Annotated in this window: 20 protein-coding genes; 11 read left to right on the forward strand and 9 right to left on the reverse strand. The window is 70.7% G+C overall.

Translation table 11 applies throughout. The annotated features are described in order from the left end of the window. The first annotated feature begins 91 nt into the window (after positions 1 to 91). Positions 92 to 1,480 (forward strand): acyclic terpene utilization AtuA family protein, encoded by a 1,389-nt coding sequence (locus ACO2Q3_RS25930; protein ID WP_423312042.1) that lies wholly within the window; start codon positions 92 to 94, stop codon positions 1,478 to 1,480. After that, the gene (locus tag ACO2Q3_RS25935) at positions 1,473 to 1,853 is read left to right on the forward strand and encodes a DUF4387 domain-containing protein (RefSeq protein ID WP_423312044.1); all 381 of its coding nucleotides are present in this window, start codon (positions 1,473 to 1,475) and stop codon (positions 1,851 to 1,853) included. The genes ACO2Q3_RS25930 and ACO2Q3_RS25935 overlap by 8 nt, the downstream gene beginning before the upstream one ends. Here ACO2Q3_RS25935 and ACO2Q3_RS25940 read toward each other — a convergent pair. The 4 genes from ACO2Q3_RS25940 to ACO2Q3_RS25955 are packed head-to-tail and all read right to left on the reverse strand — an operon-like array spanning position 1,828 to position 4,540. Beyond that, on the reverse strand, positions 1,828 to 2,259 hold the full coding sequence (locus tag ACO2Q3_RS25940) for a DUF2177 family protein (protein WP_423312046.1): 432 nt from the start codon (positions 2,257 to 2,259) through the stop codon (positions 1,828 to 1,830). The genes ACO2Q3_RS25935 and ACO2Q3_RS25940 overlap by 26 nt on opposite strands. Continuing rightward, positions 2,256 to 3,296 (reverse strand): SAM-dependent methyltransferase, encoded by a 1,041-nt coding sequence (locus ACO2Q3_RS25945; protein WP_423312048.1) that lies wholly within the window; start codon positions 3,294 to 3,296, stop codon positions 2,256 to 2,258. The genes ACO2Q3_RS25940 and ACO2Q3_RS25945 overlap by 4 nt, the downstream gene beginning before the upstream one ends. Before the next feature lie 25 nt (positions 3,297 to 3,321). Then, positions 3,322 to 3,969, reverse strand: a complete 648-nt coding sequence (locus tag ACO2Q3_RS25950; protein ID WP_423312050.1) for a ChrR family anti-sigma-E factor — start codon at positions 3,967 to 3,969, stop codon at positions 3,322 to 3,324. A 1-nt stretch (position 3,970) separates the two neighbouring features. Next, positions 3,971 to 4,540: a sigma-70 family RNA polymerase sigma factor gene (locus tag ACO2Q3_RS25955; RefSeq protein WP_423312052.1), complete on the reverse strand. Its 570-nt coding sequence runs from the start codon at positions 4,538 to 4,540 to the stop codon at positions 3,971 to 3,973. A gap of 268 nt (positions 4,541 to 4,808) precedes the next feature. Here ACO2Q3_RS25955 and ACO2Q3_RS25960 point away from each other — a divergent pair, with 268 nt between their 5' ends. From ACO2Q3_RS25960 to ACO2Q3_RS25970, 3 genes are read left to right on the forward strand one after another with little or no spacing between them, the layout of a single operon-like run. Next, positions 4,809 to 6,215 carry an NAD(P)/FAD-dependent oxidoreductase gene (locus ACO2Q3_RS25960; RefSeq protein ID WP_423312054.1) on the forward strand — a complete coding sequence of 469 codons (1,407 nt, stop codon included), beginning with the start codon at positions 4,809 to 4,811 and terminating at the stop codon, positions 6,213 to 6,215. Beyond that, positions 6,212 to 7,027 (forward strand): DUF1365 domain-containing protein, encoded by an 816-nt coding sequence (locus ACO2Q3_RS25965; RefSeq protein ID WP_423312056.1) that lies wholly within the window; start codon positions 6,212 to 6,214, stop codon positions 7,025 to 7,027. Before ACO2Q3_RS25960 ends, ACO2Q3_RS25965 begins: the two co-directional genes overlap by 4 nt. 44 nt (positions 7,028 to 7,071) lie before the next feature. Next, entirely contained in the window at positions 7,072 to 7,731 is a 660-nt protein-coding gene (locus ACO2Q3_RS25970; RefSeq protein ID WP_423312058.1) for an HAD hydrolase-like protein, read from the forward strand. 213 nt (positions 7,732 to 7,944) lie between these two features. On the opposite strand, the gene ACO2Q3_RS25975 is transcribed toward ACO2Q3_RS25970, so the two are convergent. Further along, the gene (locus tag ACO2Q3_RS25975; RefSeq protein ID WP_423312060.1) at positions 7,945 to 8,577 is read right to left on the reverse strand and encodes a TetR/AcrR family transcriptional regulator; all 633 of its coding nucleotides are present in this window, start codon (positions 8,575 to 8,577) and stop codon (positions 7,945 to 7,947) included. A 150-nt stretch (positions 8,578 to 8,727) separates the two neighbouring features. Here ACO2Q3_RS25975 and ACO2Q3_RS25980 point away from each other — a divergent pair, with 150 nt between their 5' ends. Next, positions 8,728 to 9,555, forward strand: coding sequence for a UDP-2,3-diacylglucosamine diphosphatase (locus tag ACO2Q3_RS25980; RefSeq protein WP_423312062.1), 828 nt, complete (start codon positions 8,728 to 8,730; stop codon positions 9,553 to 9,555). Beyond that, positions 9,555 to 10,658 (forward strand): glycosyltransferase family 4 protein, encoded by a 1,104-nt coding sequence (locus tag ACO2Q3_RS25985; RefSeq protein ID WP_423312064.1) that lies wholly within the window; start codon positions 9,555 to 9,557, stop codon positions 10,656 to 10,658. The genes ACO2Q3_RS25980 and ACO2Q3_RS25985 overlap by 1 nt, the downstream gene beginning before the upstream one ends. A 208-nt stretch (positions 10,659 to 10,866) precedes the next feature. On the opposite strand, the gene phnE is transcribed toward ACO2Q3_RS25985, so the two are convergent. The 4 genes from phnE to ACO2Q3_RS26005 all read right to left on the reverse strand — a co-directional run bounded on the left by phnE (position 10,867) and on the right by ACO2Q3_RS26005 (position 14,041). Continuing rightward, on the reverse strand, positions 10,867 to 11,673 hold the full coding sequence (gene phnE, locus ACO2Q3_RS25990; RefSeq protein ID WP_423312066.1) for a phosphonate ABC transporter, permease protein PhnE: 807 nt from the start codon (positions 11,671 to 11,673) through the stop codon (positions 10,867 to 10,869). A 1-nt stretch (position 11,674) separates the two neighbouring features. Continuing rightward, a complete protein-coding gene (gene phnD / locus ACO2Q3_RS25995) occupies positions 11,675 to 12,712 on the reverse strand; it encodes a phosphate/phosphite/phosphonate ABC transporter substrate-binding protein (RefSeq protein ID WP_423312068.1) in 1,038 nt (345 codons plus the stop codon). Further along, positions 12,709 to 13,503, reverse strand: a complete 795-nt coding sequence (phnC, locus tag ACO2Q3_RS26000) for a phosphonate ABC transporter ATP-binding protein (protein ID WP_423312070.1) — start codon at positions 13,501 to 13,503, stop codon at positions 12,709 to 12,711. Before phnC ends, phnD begins: the two co-directional genes overlap by 4 nt. Positions 13,504 to 13,657: 154 nt before the next feature. Beyond that, a complete protein-coding gene (locus ACO2Q3_RS26005) occupies positions 13,658 to 14,041 on the reverse strand; it encodes a hypothetical protein (protein WP_423312072.1) in 384 nt (127 codons plus the stop codon). A 136-nt stretch (positions 14,042 to 14,177) separates the two neighbouring features. On the opposite strand from ACO2Q3_RS26005, the gene ACO2Q3_RS26010 reads away from it, so the two are divergent. From ACO2Q3_RS26010 to ACO2Q3_RS26025, 4 genes are all read left to right on the forward strand, one after another. Then, the gene (locus tag ACO2Q3_RS26010; RefSeq protein ID WP_423312074.1) at positions 14,178 to 14,627 is read left to right on the forward strand and encodes a MarR family winged helix-turn-helix transcriptional regulator; all 450 of its coding nucleotides are present in this window, start codon (positions 14,178 to 14,180) and stop codon (positions 14,625 to 14,627) included. 35 nt (positions 14,628 to 14,662) lie between these two features. Beyond that, complete coding sequence (locus ACO2Q3_RS26015; RefSeq protein ID WP_423312076.1) at positions 14,663 to 15,070, forward strand: DUF1398 family protein; 408 nt, start codon at positions 14,663 to 14,665, stop codon at positions 15,068 to 15,070. A gap of 232 nt (positions 15,071 to 15,302) precedes the next feature. Further along, positions 15,303 to 16,553 (forward strand): type III PLP-dependent enzyme, encoded by a 1,251-nt coding sequence (locus tag ACO2Q3_RS26020; protein WP_423312078.1) that lies wholly within the window; start codon positions 15,303 to 15,305, stop codon positions 16,551 to 16,553. 94 nt (positions 16,554 to 16,647) lie between these two features. Next, positions 16,648 to 17,412 (forward strand): GNAT family N-acetyltransferase, encoded by a 765-nt coding sequence (locus ACO2Q3_RS26025; RefSeq protein ID WP_423312080.1) that lies wholly within the window; start codon positions 16,648 to 16,650, stop codon positions 17,410 to 17,412. Positions 17,413 to 17,445 lie beyond the last annotated feature (33 nt).

The raw sequence follows: 17,445 nt of genomic DNA on the forward strand, positions 1-17,445 counted from the left end.
GTCCCCGTCCCGGAGGTCGCATGTCCTGGCAGGCCATCCAGACCGCGCCCAGAGCGCTGTCCGCCTCGCCCAGCAAAGCTGGAGCCGCCGCATGACCGAACGCCTGCAGGACACCGTCAACGTTGTGGTCCCGGTGGGCGCCTTGGGCACGGGCGTGCGGGCGCGCGACGTCGCCGCGGGCATCGCCGCCGGAGCCCACGCCATCGCCTGCGATGCGGGCTCCACCGACAGCGGCCCCGCCTATCTGGCGACCGGCCGCTCGAAGTATTCGCGCGATGCGGTCAAGCACGACCTCAGGATCCTGATGCGCGCCCAGGCGGAGGCGGGGATCCCCCTGCTGATCGGATCCTGCGGCACATCCGGATGCGACGCGGCCCTGGACTGGACCTACGACATCGCCTGCGAGATCGCTCGCGAGGACGGCCTTGCGCCGCGCATCGCCCGGCTGTTCTCGCAACAGGACGCTGCGGTGCTGGAGTCGCGGATCGGCGAGGGGCGCATCCTGCCCCTGGCGCCGATGACCGGCGCCGAGCCCGGCCTGTTCGCCGCCTGCGAGCGCATCGTCGCGCTGATGGGGCCCGAGCCCTATATGGCAGCCCTGCAGGCCGGCGCGGACATCGTGCTGGGCGGTCGCACCACAGACACCGCCGTCATCGCCGCCCTGCCGCTGCTGCGGGGGGCGGGCGCAGGGCCGGCCTGGCACGCCGGCAAGGTCGCCGAATGCGGTGGCCAGTGCACCGTCAATCCACGCGACGGCGGCGTGCTGATCCGCGTCGGCGCCGACGCCTTCGAGATCGAACCGCTGTCGGCCCGCAATGCCTGCACGCCACAGACCGTGTCGGCGCACATGCTGTACGAGAACAGCGACCCCGGGCGCCTGGCCGAGCCCGGCGGCGTGCTGGACGTGCGCGGCGCGGTCTACCACGCGGTCGACGAGCGGGTGGTGCAGGTCACCGGGTCGCGCTTCGAGCCGGCGCCCTACAGCATGAAGCTGGAGGGCGCGTCCGGCAGCGGCTTCCAGACCCTGATGCTGGTGGGCATCCAGGATCCCGATGTTCTGGCCGAGATGGACCGTTTCCTGGAGCAGATGCAGTCGGCGCTGGAGGCGCGCGTGCGCCAGGCGGTCGGCGAGGAGGCCGGGGCGTTCTCCATCTCGCTGCGCGCCTACGGCTGGAACGCCGTGTCCGGCGCGGTGATCGGCCCGCCCGAGCCGCCACCGCGCGAGGTGGGCCTGCTGTTCGTCGCCACGGCCGCCACCCAGGAACTGGCCACCCGCATCGCCAAGACCTGCAACCCGTTCTTCTTCCACCTGCCGCTCGACGCCGGCATCGAGCTGCCCAGCTACGCCTTCCCATTCTCGCCGGCCGAGATCGAGCGCGGCCAAGTGTTCGACTTCCGCCTGAACCACGTCGTGCGGGTCGAACACCCCCTTGAGCTGGTCCGCATCCGCCACGCCGAACCGGAGAGCACCGATGCCTGAGATCCGCGACGTCTGCCGCCACGTGCGCTCCAAGAACGCCGGCCCCTTCTGGATCACGCTGGACCTGTTCTTCCATGACCGGGCGACGTTCGACGCCTGGGTCGGCGCGTCGGCGCTGCGCGAGGACGCGATCGGCCGCCTGTTCGGCGCGCCCGCCGGCATGGTCCGGCGTTTCGAGGTTCCTGAGCTGTGCGTGCTGAAGCTCTCGTATCCCCGGCCCACGCCCCAGGGCGGCGAGCTGGAACGAGACATGCACGGCGGCCAGCAGTACGTGCGGCTGCTCGGGGTGGAGCTGGCCCCTGCGACCGCGCCGTCGCCAGAGCGTGACGCGCCGCAGGACGCGCGCGTCAACGGAGGGGGCGACGCCCCATAGTGCGCCCAGCAAGGGCCCCGGACGCCGCCGCCGTCGCGCTGACCAGGGCGCCCCACGCCAGGTCCGCCAGGGTGATCCGGGTGGGCCAGACCGCCAGGGTCGCCTGGTTGGTCAGGTCATAGGTGGCGTAGGCGACCAGACCGAACAGGGCCCCGCGGCGGGCCGCTCCGGCCCACCCGGCGACGTCCGCCAGCGCAGGCCGCACGGCGAAGATCACCAGCCCCGTCAGGTAGATCAGATAGAACAGCACGGCGGGGACCGGCCGCACAGCCGGGGCGAGCAGCGGCGCCAGCGCCGGGCGGTAGAGCGCGGCGTTGGTGGTCGTCAGCCAGGCCGCGTCCAGGGCCAGGAACACCACGGCGGTTCCCAGCCAGGCGGCGGCGAGCACGGCCAGGGCGCGGATCATCCGGCCGCCTTCAGCCGGTAGTGGCTGACGCCCCAGACCTGGCCCTGCGAATCCCCGAACAGACCGGCCGTGGCCAGGAAGAACAGCCGCCAGCGACGCTTCCAGAGGGCGGCGTCCGGGCCGTAGGCCCCCGCCAGGGCGGCGTCCACGGCGCGGGCATTGCGATCCATGTTGGCCAGCCAGGCCTCGGCCGTGCGGCGATAGTGCTCGCCGCTCCAGCGCCATTCCGCCTCTACCTCGAACAGGTCGGCGAAGCGGCGGATCAGGCCATGGCTGGGCATGATCCCGCCGGTGAAGAAATGCTGGCCGATCCAGTCGTCGGCGTCGCCGGCGTCGAAGCGGTACGGCCGGCTCGCATGGGTGAAGACGTGCAGGAACAGCCGGCCCTCGGGGGCCAGCCAGCCGCGCGCCCGCTGCAGCAGGTCCCGCCAGTTGGCCATGTGCTCGAACATCTCCACCGAGACGATGCGGTCGAAGCCGCCGCCGGCCAGGTCCGGGCGGAAGTCGTTCATGTCGGCGGTGATCACCTGCACGTTCGTCAGTCCGCGCTCGCGAGCCATGGCCTCGATCTCGCGGCGCTGCGAGTGGGCGTTGGAGACCGCGGTGATCGTGGCGCCGGGATAGCGCTCGGCCATCCACAGGGTCAGCGAGCCCCAGCCGCAGCCCAGCTCCAGGATCCGCTGGCCGTCGGCCAGGTCGGCGTGGGCGCAGGTCTCGGCGAGGGCGCGGACTTCCGCCTCGGCGAGGGTGTCGTCGGCGCCGGCGTAGAGCGCGCTGGAGTACTTCAGCCTGGGCCCCAGCACCGCGCGGAAGAAACTGGCCGGCAGCTCGTAGTGCTGGTCGTTGGCGGCCTGGGTATTCTCGGCGATCGGATGGGCCGCCATGTCGGCGGCGAACACCGCCTCGTCGTCGATCTTCGGGGCGATGGCCATCTGCCGGCGGGTGCGGCCGACCAGCCAGCCCACGCCCAGGCGGGTGACCGCGTCGGGCAGGGACGCGCGTTCGGCGGCGTGGATGGCGACTTGGGCGAGGCTCATGCGACCTCCTTGAGGCGGGGCCGGCTCAGATGCCGACAAAGGGCTGGAACAGGCGCCCGACCCAGTCGAGCGGTCGCAGCGGCGCATCGGCGAACACCAGGCAGACGCACTCGCCCTCGGCGGTCACCTGGGGCCGGTGGTCGACGGTCTCGTCGTTCTCGGCCAGGTCGCCCGGGCCATAGACCTGCCCGCGATCCTCGTAGGCGCCCTTCAGCACCAGGATGGTCTCGACGCCGGTGTGGGTGTGCCGCGGCATGGCCATGCCGGCGCCGACCCGCAACAGGTAGCTGGATCGCCGCCCAGGTCCCTTGGCGATGGAGGCGACCCAGACGCCGGGGGCGGCCCAGCGCTTGCGCCGGCGCGCCGCCTCCAGCACCTGGGCCGGCACCGCGATCCAGTCGGGGCGTTGCGGCGGGCTGTGTGGCGCGGGCGCCGGCTCGGGGTCATCGAGGCGCGCCATCAGCGCCTCGCGGGCGCCGGGCGCCATCGGCGTCGGCTCCAGCCCCGAGAGCAGCGCTCCGCCGACGGCCTCGGCCAGGCCGAGGGTGCGCCGGCAGTCCGGACAGGCGGCGATGTGGGCGGCCAGCACCAGGGCGCGGCCCGGCTCGATCGTCCCGGCGGCGTAGGCCACCAGGCTGGCGTCGGCGGGATGGTGACGGGTGGAGACGGCCATCTCAGCGCTCCCCCAGAATGGCGCGCAGCCGGCCCATCGCCAGCCGCAGGCGCGACTTCACGGTGCCGAGCGGCAGGCCCAGCGCCTCGGCGATCTCGGCGTGGGGGCGGTCGGAGAAGAACGACAGGCGCACGACCTCGGCCTGCTCGGCGCTGAGCGTGGCCAGCGCGGCCCGCACGCGCGCCTCGTCCTGGCCGGCGGCGAGCACGGCGTCGGGCGCGGCCGGCATGTCCGGCGCCTCGGCCGGATCGGCCGGCAGATCGGGGCGGATGCGGCGAAGCGCGTCGATGCGGCGGTTGCGGGCGATGGTGAAGATCCACGTCGAGGCCGCCGCCCGCGTCGGATCGAAGGCGCCCGCCTTGCGCCAGACGGTGAGCATCGTCTCCTGCGCCAGCTCCTCGGCGGCCTCCGGCGCGGCGCCCAGACGCAGCATGTAGCTCTTCACCCGCGGTGCGAAATGGTCGAACAGGATGGCGAAGGCGTCCCGGTCGGCGTTTGCCGCGACGGCGACGATCAGGCCGGACAGGCGCTTCGGGTCATCGGGCGCGGCCGGTTCGGGAGCAACGCTCATGCCGAATCCGGGGCTCCTGCCTCGCGGCCGGGACGGGCGCGAGGCAGACGAGGCGAGCGGGCGCCAGCGTCGCCGCGCGCCATCCCATCCCGCCTGGTCGTGAACGATCGCATCCATGCCCCTCTTACGCCTGAACGACGCCGCCGGATCACCCGCCCCTCCCGGCCGTCGCGGTAGTCGCGTCGGCGATTCTGGCACAGGTGATCCGGACGCGCGCGACTTCCGTACACGATATGGCCAGCGCCGTGCGCAGACCGTGGAGACTCCCGTGACCCCAGCCGCCCCGACGCCCGGCCCGCCGCAAGCGCCGCAAAGCGTCGCGGTCATCGGCGCCGGCATTGCCGGGCTCTCGGCGGCGTGGCTGCTGTGCCAGGCCCCGGCGTCTCGGATCGGCAGCGTGACCCTGTTCGAACAGGCCGCGCGCGCGGGTGGCCACAGCCACACGGTGGAGGCGCCTGGGCGGGCCGGCGGCGCGCCGATCCCGGTGGACATGGGCTTCATCGTCTACAACGAAGCCAACTATCCGAACCTGACGGCGATGTTCGATCACATCGGCGCGCCGACCAAGCTGTCGGACATGTCGTTCGCGGTCTCGCTGGACGACGGACGGCTGGAGTACGGCGGCAACGACGTGTTCGCCCTGTTCGCCCAGTGGCGGAACCTGGTGCGGCCGCGGTTCTGGTCGATGCTGGGCGACCTTGTGCGGTTCTACCGCGAGGCGCCGGGGCAGGCCTGCGCCCTCGACAGCCGGATGACCAGCCTGGGCGACTACCTGGGCGAGGAGGGCTATGGCCGCGCCTTCCAGGACGATCACCTGCTGCCGCAGGCGGCGGCGATCTGGTCGGCCTCGGTGGGCGCAGTGCGCGATCTGCCCGCGGCGGCGTTCATCCGCTTCTGCGAGAACCACGGTCTGCTGCAGATCCTGAACCGGCCCGTCTGGCGAACGGTCGACGGCGGTTCGCGCGAATACGTTCGCCGGCTGACGGCCGCGATCGGCGAAAGCCCGCGCGGCGCGCTGCAGCTCGGCGACGCCGTCAAGGCCGTCCGGCGCGGGCCGGAGGGCGTCTGGCTGCGCATGGCCAGCGGCCGGCTGGAGCGCTTCGACCAGGTGGTGATCGCCACCCACGCCGACCAGGGCCTGGCCCTGCTCGAAGCGCCGGACGCCGAGGAGCGCGCCCGGGTGGGCGCCTTCGCCTACACCCGCAACCTGGCGGTGTTGCACACCGACCCGGCGCTGATGCCGCGCCGGCGGCGCACCTGGTCGGCCTGGAACTACGTCGGGCAGACCCGGCCGGGCGGCGACCGCGAACTGTGCGTCACCTACTGGATGAACCGCCTGCAGGGTCTGCCGGCGGAGCACCCGCTGTTCGTCACCCTCAATCCCGCCCGCGCCCCCGATCCGGTCAGGGTGATCCGCACCGAGGTCTACGAGCACCCGCTGTTCGACGCCGCCGCCATGCGCGCGCAGAAGCACCTGTGGTCGCTGCAGGGGCGGGGCGGAGTGTGGTGGTGCGGCGCCTGGTTCGGCGCCGGCTTCCATGAGGACGGCCTGCAGTCGGGTCTCGCCGTGGCCGAGGCCCTGGGCGGCGCACGGCGGCCCTGGGCGGTCGAGCGCGAGTCCGGACGCATCCACCTGCCGCCGGAGGCTGCGCCGCCGCTGGAGCGGGTGGCTTGAGCGGGCCTGCGCCCAGCGCCCTCTATGCCGGCGAGGTGACGCACCTGCGCCTGGCGCCGCGCCGCCACCGGTTGCGCTATCGCCTGTTCCAGCTGCTGATCGACCTGGACGAGGGGCCGCAGCTGGGCGGGCGCCTCGCTTTGTTCGGCTGGAACCGGCCGGCGGCCCTGAGCGTCTGGGAGCGCGACCACGGCGACGGGCGGCCCACCGGGCTGAAGGCCTATGTGGAGACCCTGCTGGCGGAGGCCGGAATCGCGCTGGGGCCAGGCGGCCGCATCGCCATGCTGGCCATGCCGCGGATGCTGGGTCACGTGTTCAACCCGATCAGCATCTTCTTTTGCCGCCGCGCCGACGGGACCGTCGCGGCGATGCTGTACGAGGTGAACAACACCTTCGGCCAGCGGCACAGCTATCTGATCCCGGTGAGCGCAGACGCCGCGACGCCGGCGGACCTCGACCTGCGCCAGAGCTGCGCCAAGGCCCTGCATGTCTCGCCATTCATGCCGATGGAGATGCGCTACGCCTTCCGCATCGCCCAGCGGGACGGGCGGCTGAGCACGGCGATCCAGGGTCGCGACGCGCTTGGCCAGCCGCTGATCGTCGCCGTCTTCCGGGGTGACCGCCGCCCCCTGACCGACCGGATGCTGGCGCGCGCGCTGCTGGCCTGGCCGCTGATGACGCTCGGCGTGGTGGCGGCGATCCACTGGGAGGCGCTGAAGCTGTGGCTGAAGGGCGTGAGGCTGTTGCCCGAGCCGCCCGCGCCGTCGACGGCGGTGAGTGTCGCCGACCACCCCCTGCCCGGCCGGCCCTAGATCGCGCCCCTTCCGCCGACGGACGGCCTCCGCTATGCCGGCCCATGCCCGTCAGACACCGAAAGATCCTGCTTCTCGACCTCGATGGCACCCTGGTCGATCCCGCCGAGGGGATCGTCGCCAGCGCCCGCTACGCCCTGCAGCGGATGGGCGTCGCCACCGAGCCGGACGAGGACCTCACCTGGCTGATCGGCCCATCGATCCGCATCTCCTTCGCCCGCCTGCTGGCGGAACGCGGCGGCAGGACCGACCCGGCCGACGTCGAGGCCGCCGTCGCCCACTACCGCGAACGCTACGCCGCCTGGGGCCTGACCCGGGCGACGCCCTATCCCGGCATGCGCGAGACCCTGACCCGCAGGCGCGCGGCCGGCGACCGGCTGATCCTGTGCACGGCCAAGGCCCAGCCCTTCGCCGAAAAGGTGGTGGCGCACTTCGGCTTCGACGACCTGCTGCACGCCGTCTACGGGCCGGGGCTGGACGGGCGGCTGGAGCACAAGGCCGAGCTGATGGCCCACCTGCTGGCCGCCGAGGGCATCGATCCGGGTCAGGCCTGCATGATCGGCGACCGCGAGCACGACATCCTGGCGGCCCGCCACAACGGCGTCGCCTCGATCGGCGTGCTGTGGGGCTATGGCGACCGGGACGAACTGGCGAACGCCGGGGCCGACCTGATCATCGACCGTCCGGAGGAGTTGCTGGGGTGAGGCCTGAACCCCTCACCCTCCCACGCAGCTTGCTCGCGCAAGCCACGCGGGCCCCTCCCTCTCCCTTTGGGAGAGGTGAAGTCGGATGCTTTAACCCCCTGAGCACACTGGAAAAATCACCTCTCCCACAGGGAGAGGGAGGGGCCCGAGGTCAGCGCGACAGCGCTGAGCTTGGGAAGGTGAGGGGTTCAGGCGTGTCCGCCAAGCCCCCCGTCAGTCCTGCCAGAGGTCGTGCACCACTTCCTTGCGGTTCAGCATGCGCACGGCGCGCTCGACCACGTTCAGCAGGTTCGAGGAGCGGGTCTCGGAATCGTAGGCCAGGCTGGCGCGGGACAGGCCCTCCAGCAGGAAGCGGGCGAGGTCGCGGCTGGCCTGGAAGCGGCCGCCGGAGCCGGCCGAGGCGAGCGCCGAAAAGCCGTCGCCGACCTGGGCCCGGTCGAACGCGTCTTCCGCTTCGGCGATGCGCTCGCGCACCATCAGGTCGGTGCGGGCCACGGCCTGCAGTTCGGCGAAGGCCACGAACGGGGTCTCCGACAGCATCCGCCAATAGGCCTCGATGGCGTGGGTGGTGGCGTCGGCGCCGGGGGGCGGATCCTGGGCGGCGTTGTCCAGCAGCCGCAGGCGATGGCTCTGGATGTGCTCGACCGCCGCCTCGACCAGGTCCTCGCGGCTGGGGAAGTGGTACAGCATCGCCCCGCGGGTCAGCCCCGCGGCGTCGGCGATCGCGCCATTGGTGGCCGCGTGATAGCCGATCTCGGCGAACAACCGCATGGCGGAGTCGAGGATGCGTTCACGGGTTCGCCGGGATTTCGGCGTGTCCTTGGAAGGTCGGTAAGCGAGGGTCATGGCTAAGGTGTCAAATAGCGACTGCTTATCGCAGCGCAACATGGAGCGATACGTTACGTTGCGTCGCAGCGCGGGTCGCACGAGATTTCATAAAACCGACAAGCAATCAGCTTAACCCCCAGGCAGATAGGGGCTGGGGAGTGCGTGGACATGGCCGCAGAGGATGCGTCCGCCCGCTATCGCACCGTATTCATCTCGGACGTGCACCTGGGGACCCGGGGTTGCCAGGCCGAACTGCTGCTGGATTTCATCCGTCACGTGGCCTGCGACCGGCTGTATCTGGTCGGCGACATCGTCGACGGCTGGAAGCTGCGCAGCGGCTGGCACTGGCCGCAGGCGCACAATGACGTGGTGCAGAAGGTGCTGCGCCTGGCCCGCAAGGGCGTCGAGGTGATCTATGTCCCCGGCAACCACGACGACCGCATCCGCGACTTCTGCGGCGTGCACTTCGGCGGGGTGATCGTCGCCCGCGACATGATCCACCAGGCCGCCGACGGGCGCCGCTACCTGGTGATGCACGGCGACGAGTTCGACGGCGTGGTGCAGTACGCCCCCTGGCTGGCGTTCGTCGGCGACTGGGCCTACCGCACGATCCTGATGCTCAACACCCTGGTGAACCGGGTACGGCGGCGGCTGGGGTTCGGCTACTGGAGCCTGTCGGCCTTCCTGAAGGTCAAGGTCAAGAACGCCCTGCAGTTCATCGAGGACTTCGAATCGGCGGTGGCCGCCGAGGCCCGGCGGCGCGGCGTGGACGGGGTGATCTGCGGCCACATCCACAAGGCCGAGATGCGCGACATCGAGGGCGTGACCTATATCAACGACGGCGATTGGGTGGAGAGTTGCACCGCCCTCGTCGAACATTTTGACGGCAGGATGGAAATCCTGCATTGGGCGAAGCAGCGGTCTTGGTCCATGATCGACCGCGCTCGCCGGGTGTCCGGCGTGGAGATCGAGAGCCCGGAACCCTCGCTGGCTTGATGCGGATTCTTTTGGTTACGGACGCCTGGGAACCCCAGGTCAACGGCGTCGTGCGCACCCTTACCCGGGTGGTCGCGGAATTGCGCGAGCTGGGCGACCAGGTCGAGGTGATCAGCCCCGACCAGTTCCCCACCTTCCCGATGCCCACCTATCCGGAGATCAAGCTGGCGGTGGGCGCCTACGAGAAGGTGCAGCAGCGCTTCAAGTCGTTCGAGCCGGAGGCGATCCACATCGCCACCGAAGGCCCGCTGGGCCTGGCCGCGCGGCGCATCTGCCTGGAGTGGAAGCTGCCGTTCACCACCAGCTACCACACCCGCTTTCCGGAATACGTCTCGGCCCGGGTGCCGGTGCCGCTGGCGGCGGGCTATGCCTACATGAAGTGGTTCCACAAGCCGTCCGGGCGGCTGATGGTCGCCACCCCCACCATGCGCGAGGAGCTGGAGCGGCACGGCTTCCGCAATCTCAGCTTCTGGTCCAAGGGCGTCGACACGGTGATGTTCAACCCCGACAAGCGGGGCCATCCGGACGTCTACAAGGACCTGCCGCGACCGATCTTCCTGAACGTCGGCCGCGTGGCCGTGGAGAAGAACATCGAGGCCTTCACCTGCCTGGACCTGCCGGGGACCAAGGTGGTGGTCGGCGACGGGCCGCAGCGCGAGGAGCTGATGGCCAAGTACCCCGAAGTGGTGTTCGCCGGCATGAAGCAGGGCGAGGAGCTGGCGGCCTATTTCGCCGGCGCCGACGTGTTCGTCTTCCCCTCGCTGACCGACACCTTCGGCCTGGTGATGCTGGAGGCGATGAGCTCCGGCACCCCGGTGGCCGCCTTCTCCGCGCCCGGGCCGATCGACATCATCCCCAACTCCGGGGCCGGCGTGCTGGCCCCCGGCCAGACGGACGGGCTGAAGGAAGCCTGCATCGAGGCCCTGAACGTCAGCCGCGAGCGCACCCGGGCCTATGCTACCCAGTTCTCCTGGCGCGCCTGCGCCGAGGAATTCCAGCGCCTGCTGCAGCCCTATCCCGAGCCTGAGAAGAGCCGCTTCTGGCGCCGCCTGCGCCGCCTCGCCCGGCTGCGCCGCCCCCGTCCGGTCGAGCCGGAGCTGTAGGCATGCCGGCAAAGGCGTAACCCCTCACCTTCCCACGCCCTGATCGGGCGCGGGCCCCTCCCTCTCCCTGTGGGAGAGGTGAAGGACGGTCGCTTCACGAGATTAATTCGCTGATTAGGCTGGAGAAACACCTCTCCCATAGGGAGAGGGAGGGGCCCATGGCGCAGCCATGGGAGGGTGAGGGGTTACCACTCCTCCGGCAAATTCCCTACAGCAGCCGGCCACGGATAACCTGGGACAACAGATCGATGCCCGACACCGCCACAGCGATGACGATGACGATCGCGCTGGTCTGGTCGAAGGAATAGCTGTTGATGGAATCGAACATCGCCTGGCCGATGCCGCCGGCGCCGATCAGGCCCAGCACGGTGGCCGAGCGGGCCGAGGATTCGAAGCGGTAGAGCGCGTAGGAGGTCCACAGCGGGGCGACCTGGGGGATCACCGCCCAGACGATCTCGTGCAGGGGCGTGGCGCCCGTGGCGCGCACCCCCTCGACCGGCCCGCGCTCGATGGACTCCACGGCCTCGGCGAACAGCTTGCCGAGCACCCCCCCGGTGTTGACGGCGATGGCCATCACCCCGGCGAACGGTCCCAGACCCACGGCGGCGACGAAGATCGATCCGACCACCAGGTCGGGCACGGCGCGCAGCACGTCCAGCACCCGGCGCACCGGGAACTGCAGCCAGGCGGGCGCCACGTTCTTGGCTCCGGCCAGCCCCATGGGAATGGCGACGATGATGGCCAGGAAGGTGCCCCACAGCGCCATCTGGATGGTCAGCCACATCTTGGCGACATAGTCGCCGATCTGGCCGAAGTTCGGCCGGATGAACTCCGCGCCGAAGCGCTGCATGTTGTCCGAGCCGGCGAACAGGGCGCCGAACTTCTCCACCTCGGCGGACCGGAAGCTGAGGAGCAGGATCGCCGCCACCCCGCCCCAGATCACCCAGTCCAGCGCCTGGGCGCTGAGCGGCTTCCTGGGCGGGGCGAGCGGGGCGCCGGGGTCCGCCGCCGCCATCCTATTGGGCCGCCGCGGGGGCGCGGGTGCGCGCTTCCAGGGCGACCCGCTGGGCGGTGATCGCGTCCAGCGCCTTCTTCGCCGCGTCGATCTTGGCCTGGTCGCCACCTTCCTTGGCCAGCAGCCAGTTCTGGGTGGCCTCCATCTCGCGCACGGGCAGCAGGTGGGTCTCGTCGGCCGGCTTGAAGCCGCCGATGTTGATCTTGGCCATGTTGGCCCGCTGTCGCGCCGCCTCGGGGGTGTTGCCCTGGCCGTAGGTCAGGAAGAACTGGCGCAGCTTCTCCTTGATCGCCGGATCCAGGTCCTTGCGGTAGATGATCGGGTCTTCCGGCAGGGTCGGCGATTCCCAGATCACCTTGACCTGCTGCGACTGCGGCTCGTGGCGCTGGGCGTTCAGCAGCAGGGCGGTGGAGTTGTTGGTCGCCACGTCGAGCTGGCCGTTGGCCACGCTGAACAGGTTGCTCTGGTGGCTGCCGCTGCGCACGGTCTTGAAGCAGGTCTCCGGCTTGATGCCCTTGGGCGCGAACAGGTAGGTGATCGGCGCCAGGGTGCCGGACGTCGAGCGCGCGTCGCCGATGCCGAAGGTCAGCGACCGGTCGCACTTGAGCACCTTGTCCAGGGTCAGGCCGCTCTTGGCGCCCACGATCAGCACCGACTTGTAGCCGTCGACCCCCGTGGGATCGAAGGTGCGCGCGAACACCTCGCCGTTGGCCCGGCGCACGGCGTCCAGGCCCGGCAGGTTGGAGAACCAGCCGACCTCGGTCTGCTTGAACTGCATCGCCGTGACCAGGGTGGTGTAGTTGCTGGAGAAATAGGGCTTCACCTTCAGCCCGGTCTGTTTCTGCATGTCAGCCAGGATCGGCGCCCAGTAGGAGCCCATGCTGGCGGCCGATTCGGTCGACAGGATCGAGAAGCGCACCTCGTTCGGCTCGCGCGTCTCGCCGGCAGGCCCGGACTTGCCGCAACCGGCAAGGCCGAGCGCGCCCGCGGCCAGGGCGCCGAACAGGGCCAGTCCGGCCAGGTGACGACGGGAGATCATTGCGGGGCTCCTTCCCAGAACACGTCCTCGAATTCCGGGCCGTAGATGTCGATGAGCTTGTCCTTGTCCAGGTCGCCGGGCGGGCCGTCGAAGACGACCTTGCCCGCCTTCAGGGCCACCACCCGATCGCAATAGCGCAGGGCGTAGTCCACCTGGTGCAGGGTGACGATGACGGTCAGGCCGTCGGTCTTGTTCAGTTCACGGAGGATTTCCATCACCCGCCGCGCGGACACCGGATCCAGCGAGGCGACCGGCTCGTCGGCCAGGATGAACTTGGCCTTCTGCACCAGGGCGCGGGCGATGGCGCCGCGCTGCTGCTGCCCGCCGGACAGGGTGTTGGCGCGCTGGCCGGCGTACTCGGCCACCCCGACCCGGCTCAGCGCGGCCATGGCCGAGGCCTTGGTCTCCTGCGGCCAGCGACCGAACAGCCCGCGCCAGAAGCCGATCCGCCCGAGCGACCCGAGCGCGACGTTGGTGAACAGCGTCAGCCGGCCCACCAGATTGAACTGCTGGAAGATGAAGCCCATGCGGATGCGCGCCTCGCGCACCTGCGCGGTCACCCGCCCCCTGGACTGCACCGGCTTGTCGAACGCCTCCACCACCCCGGCGTCGGCGTCCACGGTCACCAGGCCGGTGATCGAGCGCAGCAGGGTGGACTTGCCCGAGCCCGAGGGGCCGATCAGGGCGATCATCTCGCCCCGGGCGACCTCCAGCGACACGCCGTCGAGGGCCCGCCGGGAACCGTAGGTCTTGGACACACCCCGCACGGAAAGGACGGCGGCGGACGTCATCGGCGGCGGCTACCCCCCAGGGCGGAACGACACAGGACATGCCGCAAGGCATGGTCAGGGCCAGCTTCTCGCCGGACCGGGCAACGGTTTCATGACATGACCGGTGGGGTCGGTCCAGCCACGAGGCGCGGCCGCCCGCGACGCGTGGCGCGACTTAGCGCTGGTAGCTCAGGTAGCCGCGCTCCACCAGCCGCCGCAACGCCTCATAGGCGTCGGCGGTTTCCTGGAAAGCCCGCCGCAACGCCGCCAGGCTCTCGATCTGCGCCGCACTGAGCGGCTGGCCGCCCTCGGACGCGCTGAGGGCCGCGGCCACCCAGCGGGCGCGGGCCTGGGCCGCGGACACCGCCAGCTGCTGGAAGGCCGCCGCATTGGTGGACTTCAGGGCCGCCCCGATGACTTCCCGGCTGGCCGCGGAGGCGATGTAGTCGATCTGTTCGAGGTTGCCGCGCAGCCGCCGCTGGGCGTTCGGGTCGAGATTGGCGTCCGGCTCGAAATGGTCGGTGGAACGCCAGGTCGCCTTGCTTCGCGTGACAGACATGGGCGCCTCCGGGCCATATCCTAGGCCGACATGCTTAAGTGATCCTTGCCCCCACCCCGGCTGCTGCAGGTCAGGACGTCGCAAGGCGGCCATCTTGTTGACAAGGAAACATTAGCGATTTAGTTGCCTAGGCAACATGTCACTGCCTCCCCTTACCGCCCACCTCGGCTACTGGCTGCGGTTCGTCTCGAACGCGGTCTCCCACGCCTTCGCGCGCCGGCTCGAGGCCGAGAGGGTGACGGTTGCGGAGTGGGTCGTGCTGCGCGCGCTGGCCGACGAGGACGCCACGGCGCCCAGCCGCCTGGCCGAACGCATGGGCATGACCCGCGGCGCGATCAGCAAGCTGGCTGAACGGCTGATCGCCAAGCGCCTGGTGGCGCGCACGGCCTGTCCCGACGACGGCCGCGCCCATACGCTGTCGCTCACGGATGAAGGCCGCGCCCTTGTCCCCCGTCTGGCCGCCCTCGCCGACCGCAACGACGCCGAGTTCTTCGACCACCTGGCGCAGGACCAGCGCGCCGCCCTGGAAGGCCTGCTGAAGGACATCGTCCGGCGGCGCGGCCTGAAGTCCGTCCCGACCGATTAGACCTTTCCCAACGCCGACAGCCAGAGGACCGCGACATGGACGCGAACCAGAACGCCTGCGCCCGCGCCTGCCTGGAGGGCGCCGACAGCGGCGCCATGGACTTCCCGCAGATCCTGGCCACCCTCGCCGCCGCCGGATTCGAAGGCTACGCCGTCGACTATCGTCGCGAGCGTGCCACCTACTACCTGCCGTCCGGCGAGGGCCTGGACCTGGCGACCCACGCCACCCCGACTTCGGTGGCCGCCGCCTTCGACGCCGCCGCGCTGCGGTCCGCCATCCGCGAGGCGCAGACGGGGGCGGCGGGCTACAGCTACCGCGGCTTCTGCGCCAAGGCGAAGGCGGCGGGCTGCGCCGGATACCTGGTGTCGATGCCGGGCCGCCGGGTCGTCTATTTCGGCCGCACCGGCGAGACCCACGTGGAGCACTTCCCGCCGGGGCCGTAGCGGCGGTTCATCGCGCCGAAGCTTGCGCCGGGTCCGGACGATCCCGCGCCGGCGCGGGCGGCGGGGTTAAGCCCGCGCTAGGCATGGCGAGGAATTCGTAGCGCCGCGCCCCGGGATTTTGCCTTTACATCTGTGGACAACTTGCCTATGTCGCACGGCTCCGGCGGACCCCGATGTCCATCAACGCTGCTAACGCCGGTCTGGGTTAACAATTTGCAGGGGGTTACGTGAATTGCACACGTACCATACGCCCCTGGACCTGGTCCGCGAGCGGTCTCCGGAACGTCCTGTCGCCCTGGTGCGACCGGGCGCCGTGGCCCTAGCGGCGCGTTGGTTCAGAGATAACTTCAAAGGCGACGTCCATTTCGCGGTGAAGGCGAATCCTTCGCCGTGGGTCATCGAGACCCTGGCCGACAATGGCGTCCAATCCTTCGATGTGGCCTCGATCCCCGAGATCGAGCTCGTTCAGGCGCGCGCGCCCGGCTCCCGCATGGCCTACATGCATCCGGTGAAGAGCCGGCGCTCGATCGCGTCGGCCTATTTCGACCACGGGATCCGCACCTTCGCGCTCGACAGCCACGAGGAGCTGGCCAAGATCATCGACGCCACGGGCGCGGCCAAGGACCTGACCCTGGTGGTGCGGCTGGGCGTCGAGGCGCAGGGTGCGCAATACTCCCTGGCCGGCAAGTTCGGCGTCTCGCCGCACGAGGCCCCCTCGCTGCTGCTGGCCACGCGGCGCGCGACCCAGGACCTGATGGGCGTGTCGTTCCACGTCGGCAGCCAGTGCATGCGCCCCTCGGCGTTCCAGGCGGCGATGGCCCAGGCCTCCCGCGCCCTGGTGCGGGCGGGCGTGTTCGCCGACATTGTCGACGTCGGCGGCGGTTTCCCGTCGATCTACCCGGGCATGGTCCCGCCGGACCTCGACGAGTACATGGCCGCCATCGACCGCGGCTTCGCCGAGATGATGGTGCACGAGACCACCGAGCTGTGGTGCGAGCCCGGCCGCGCCCTGGTGGCGGAAGGCACGTCGCTGCTGACCCGCGTGGAGCTGAAGAAGGGCGACGCCCTCTACCTCAACGACGGCTCGTACGGCGCCCTGTTCGACGCCGCCCACTCCAAGTGGCCGTTCCCGGTGCGCATGCACCGCGAGGACGAAAACAACGAACCGTCGGGGGTGCTGCGCCCCTACCGGTTCTTCGGCCCCACCTGCGACGCCATCGACCACATGCCCGGGCCGTTCTGGCTGCCGGAAGACATCGACGAGGGCGACTTCGTCGAGATCGGCATGATCGGCGCCTACGGCGTCGCCATGGCCACCCGGTTCAACGGCTTCGGCGACATCGACACCGCCCAGGTGCAGGATCCGCCGATGGCCTCGATGTACGGCATGGCCCCGCGCTCGATCCCGGTGCCGAAGACCGACACCGCCGATGTGGTCCGCCTGGTCGTCAAGGCCCGCGGCAGGAAGCGCCGACGAAAGTAGCCCCGGTTCGAGCCCTGCGCTCGCCCGCTCCCGGAGCCCCGCAGGGCTCCGGGAGCTTGCTGCTTTTTCCGTCACCGCTTCGAGACGACCTTCCATGTCACAAGACCTGATCATGCGGGCCGAGGAGGCCACGCTGAACGCCTGGCCCGCGCCATCCCAGATCCTGCTGGACGGCTGGGTGCTGCGCTTTGCCGACGGCCACACCAAGCGCGCCAATTCGGTGAACCCGATCCGGGCCGGGGTGCGCCGCGACCTGCGCGACAAGGTCCGCGCCTGCGACGCCCTGTTCCTGAAGAACGGCATCGAGCCGTGCTTCCGGCTGCCGCCCTTCGCCGAGGCGGGGGTGGAGGACGCCCTGGACGCCGAGGGCTATGGCCCGGCGCACGACGTGACCCGCGTGGTCTGGCGGCCGCTGGATGCGACGCCCGGGGCCTGGGACGCCGACCTGGTGGAAGGTCCGCCTACGGACGAATGGCTGGACGCCAAGGATCGCCTGCAGCAGGACGGCCCCGTCGAGGCCGCCGGTCGCCGGCGGATCCTGCAGGGCGCGGTGCTGCCGGGGGCCTTCGCCGGCGTGCGCGGCGAGGACGGGCAGCTGGCGTCACTGGCCTATGGCGCCGTCAGCGACGGCATGCTGGTGCTGAACATGGTGGTCACCGACGCCGCCCAAAGGGGCCGGCGCCTGGCCGAGCGGGCCTGCGGCGCCCTGCTGGCCTGGGGCCAGGCGCGCGGCGACGTCGACGGCGCCTGCCTGCAGGTGGTCGCCGCCAACGATTCCGGCAATGCGCTGTACCGGCGCCTCGGGTTCGACACCGAGCTCTACCGCTACCACTACCGCACGCGACCGGCGGCGGCGTGACGCGCATGTCCGCCGTCTTCGGACTACAAGCTG

The sequence above is a fragment of the Caulobacter sp. KR2-114 genome (assembly GCF_049446115.1).
Lineage (GTDB): Bacteria > Pseudomonadota > Alphaproteobacteria > Caulobacterales > Caulobacteraceae > Acaudatibacter.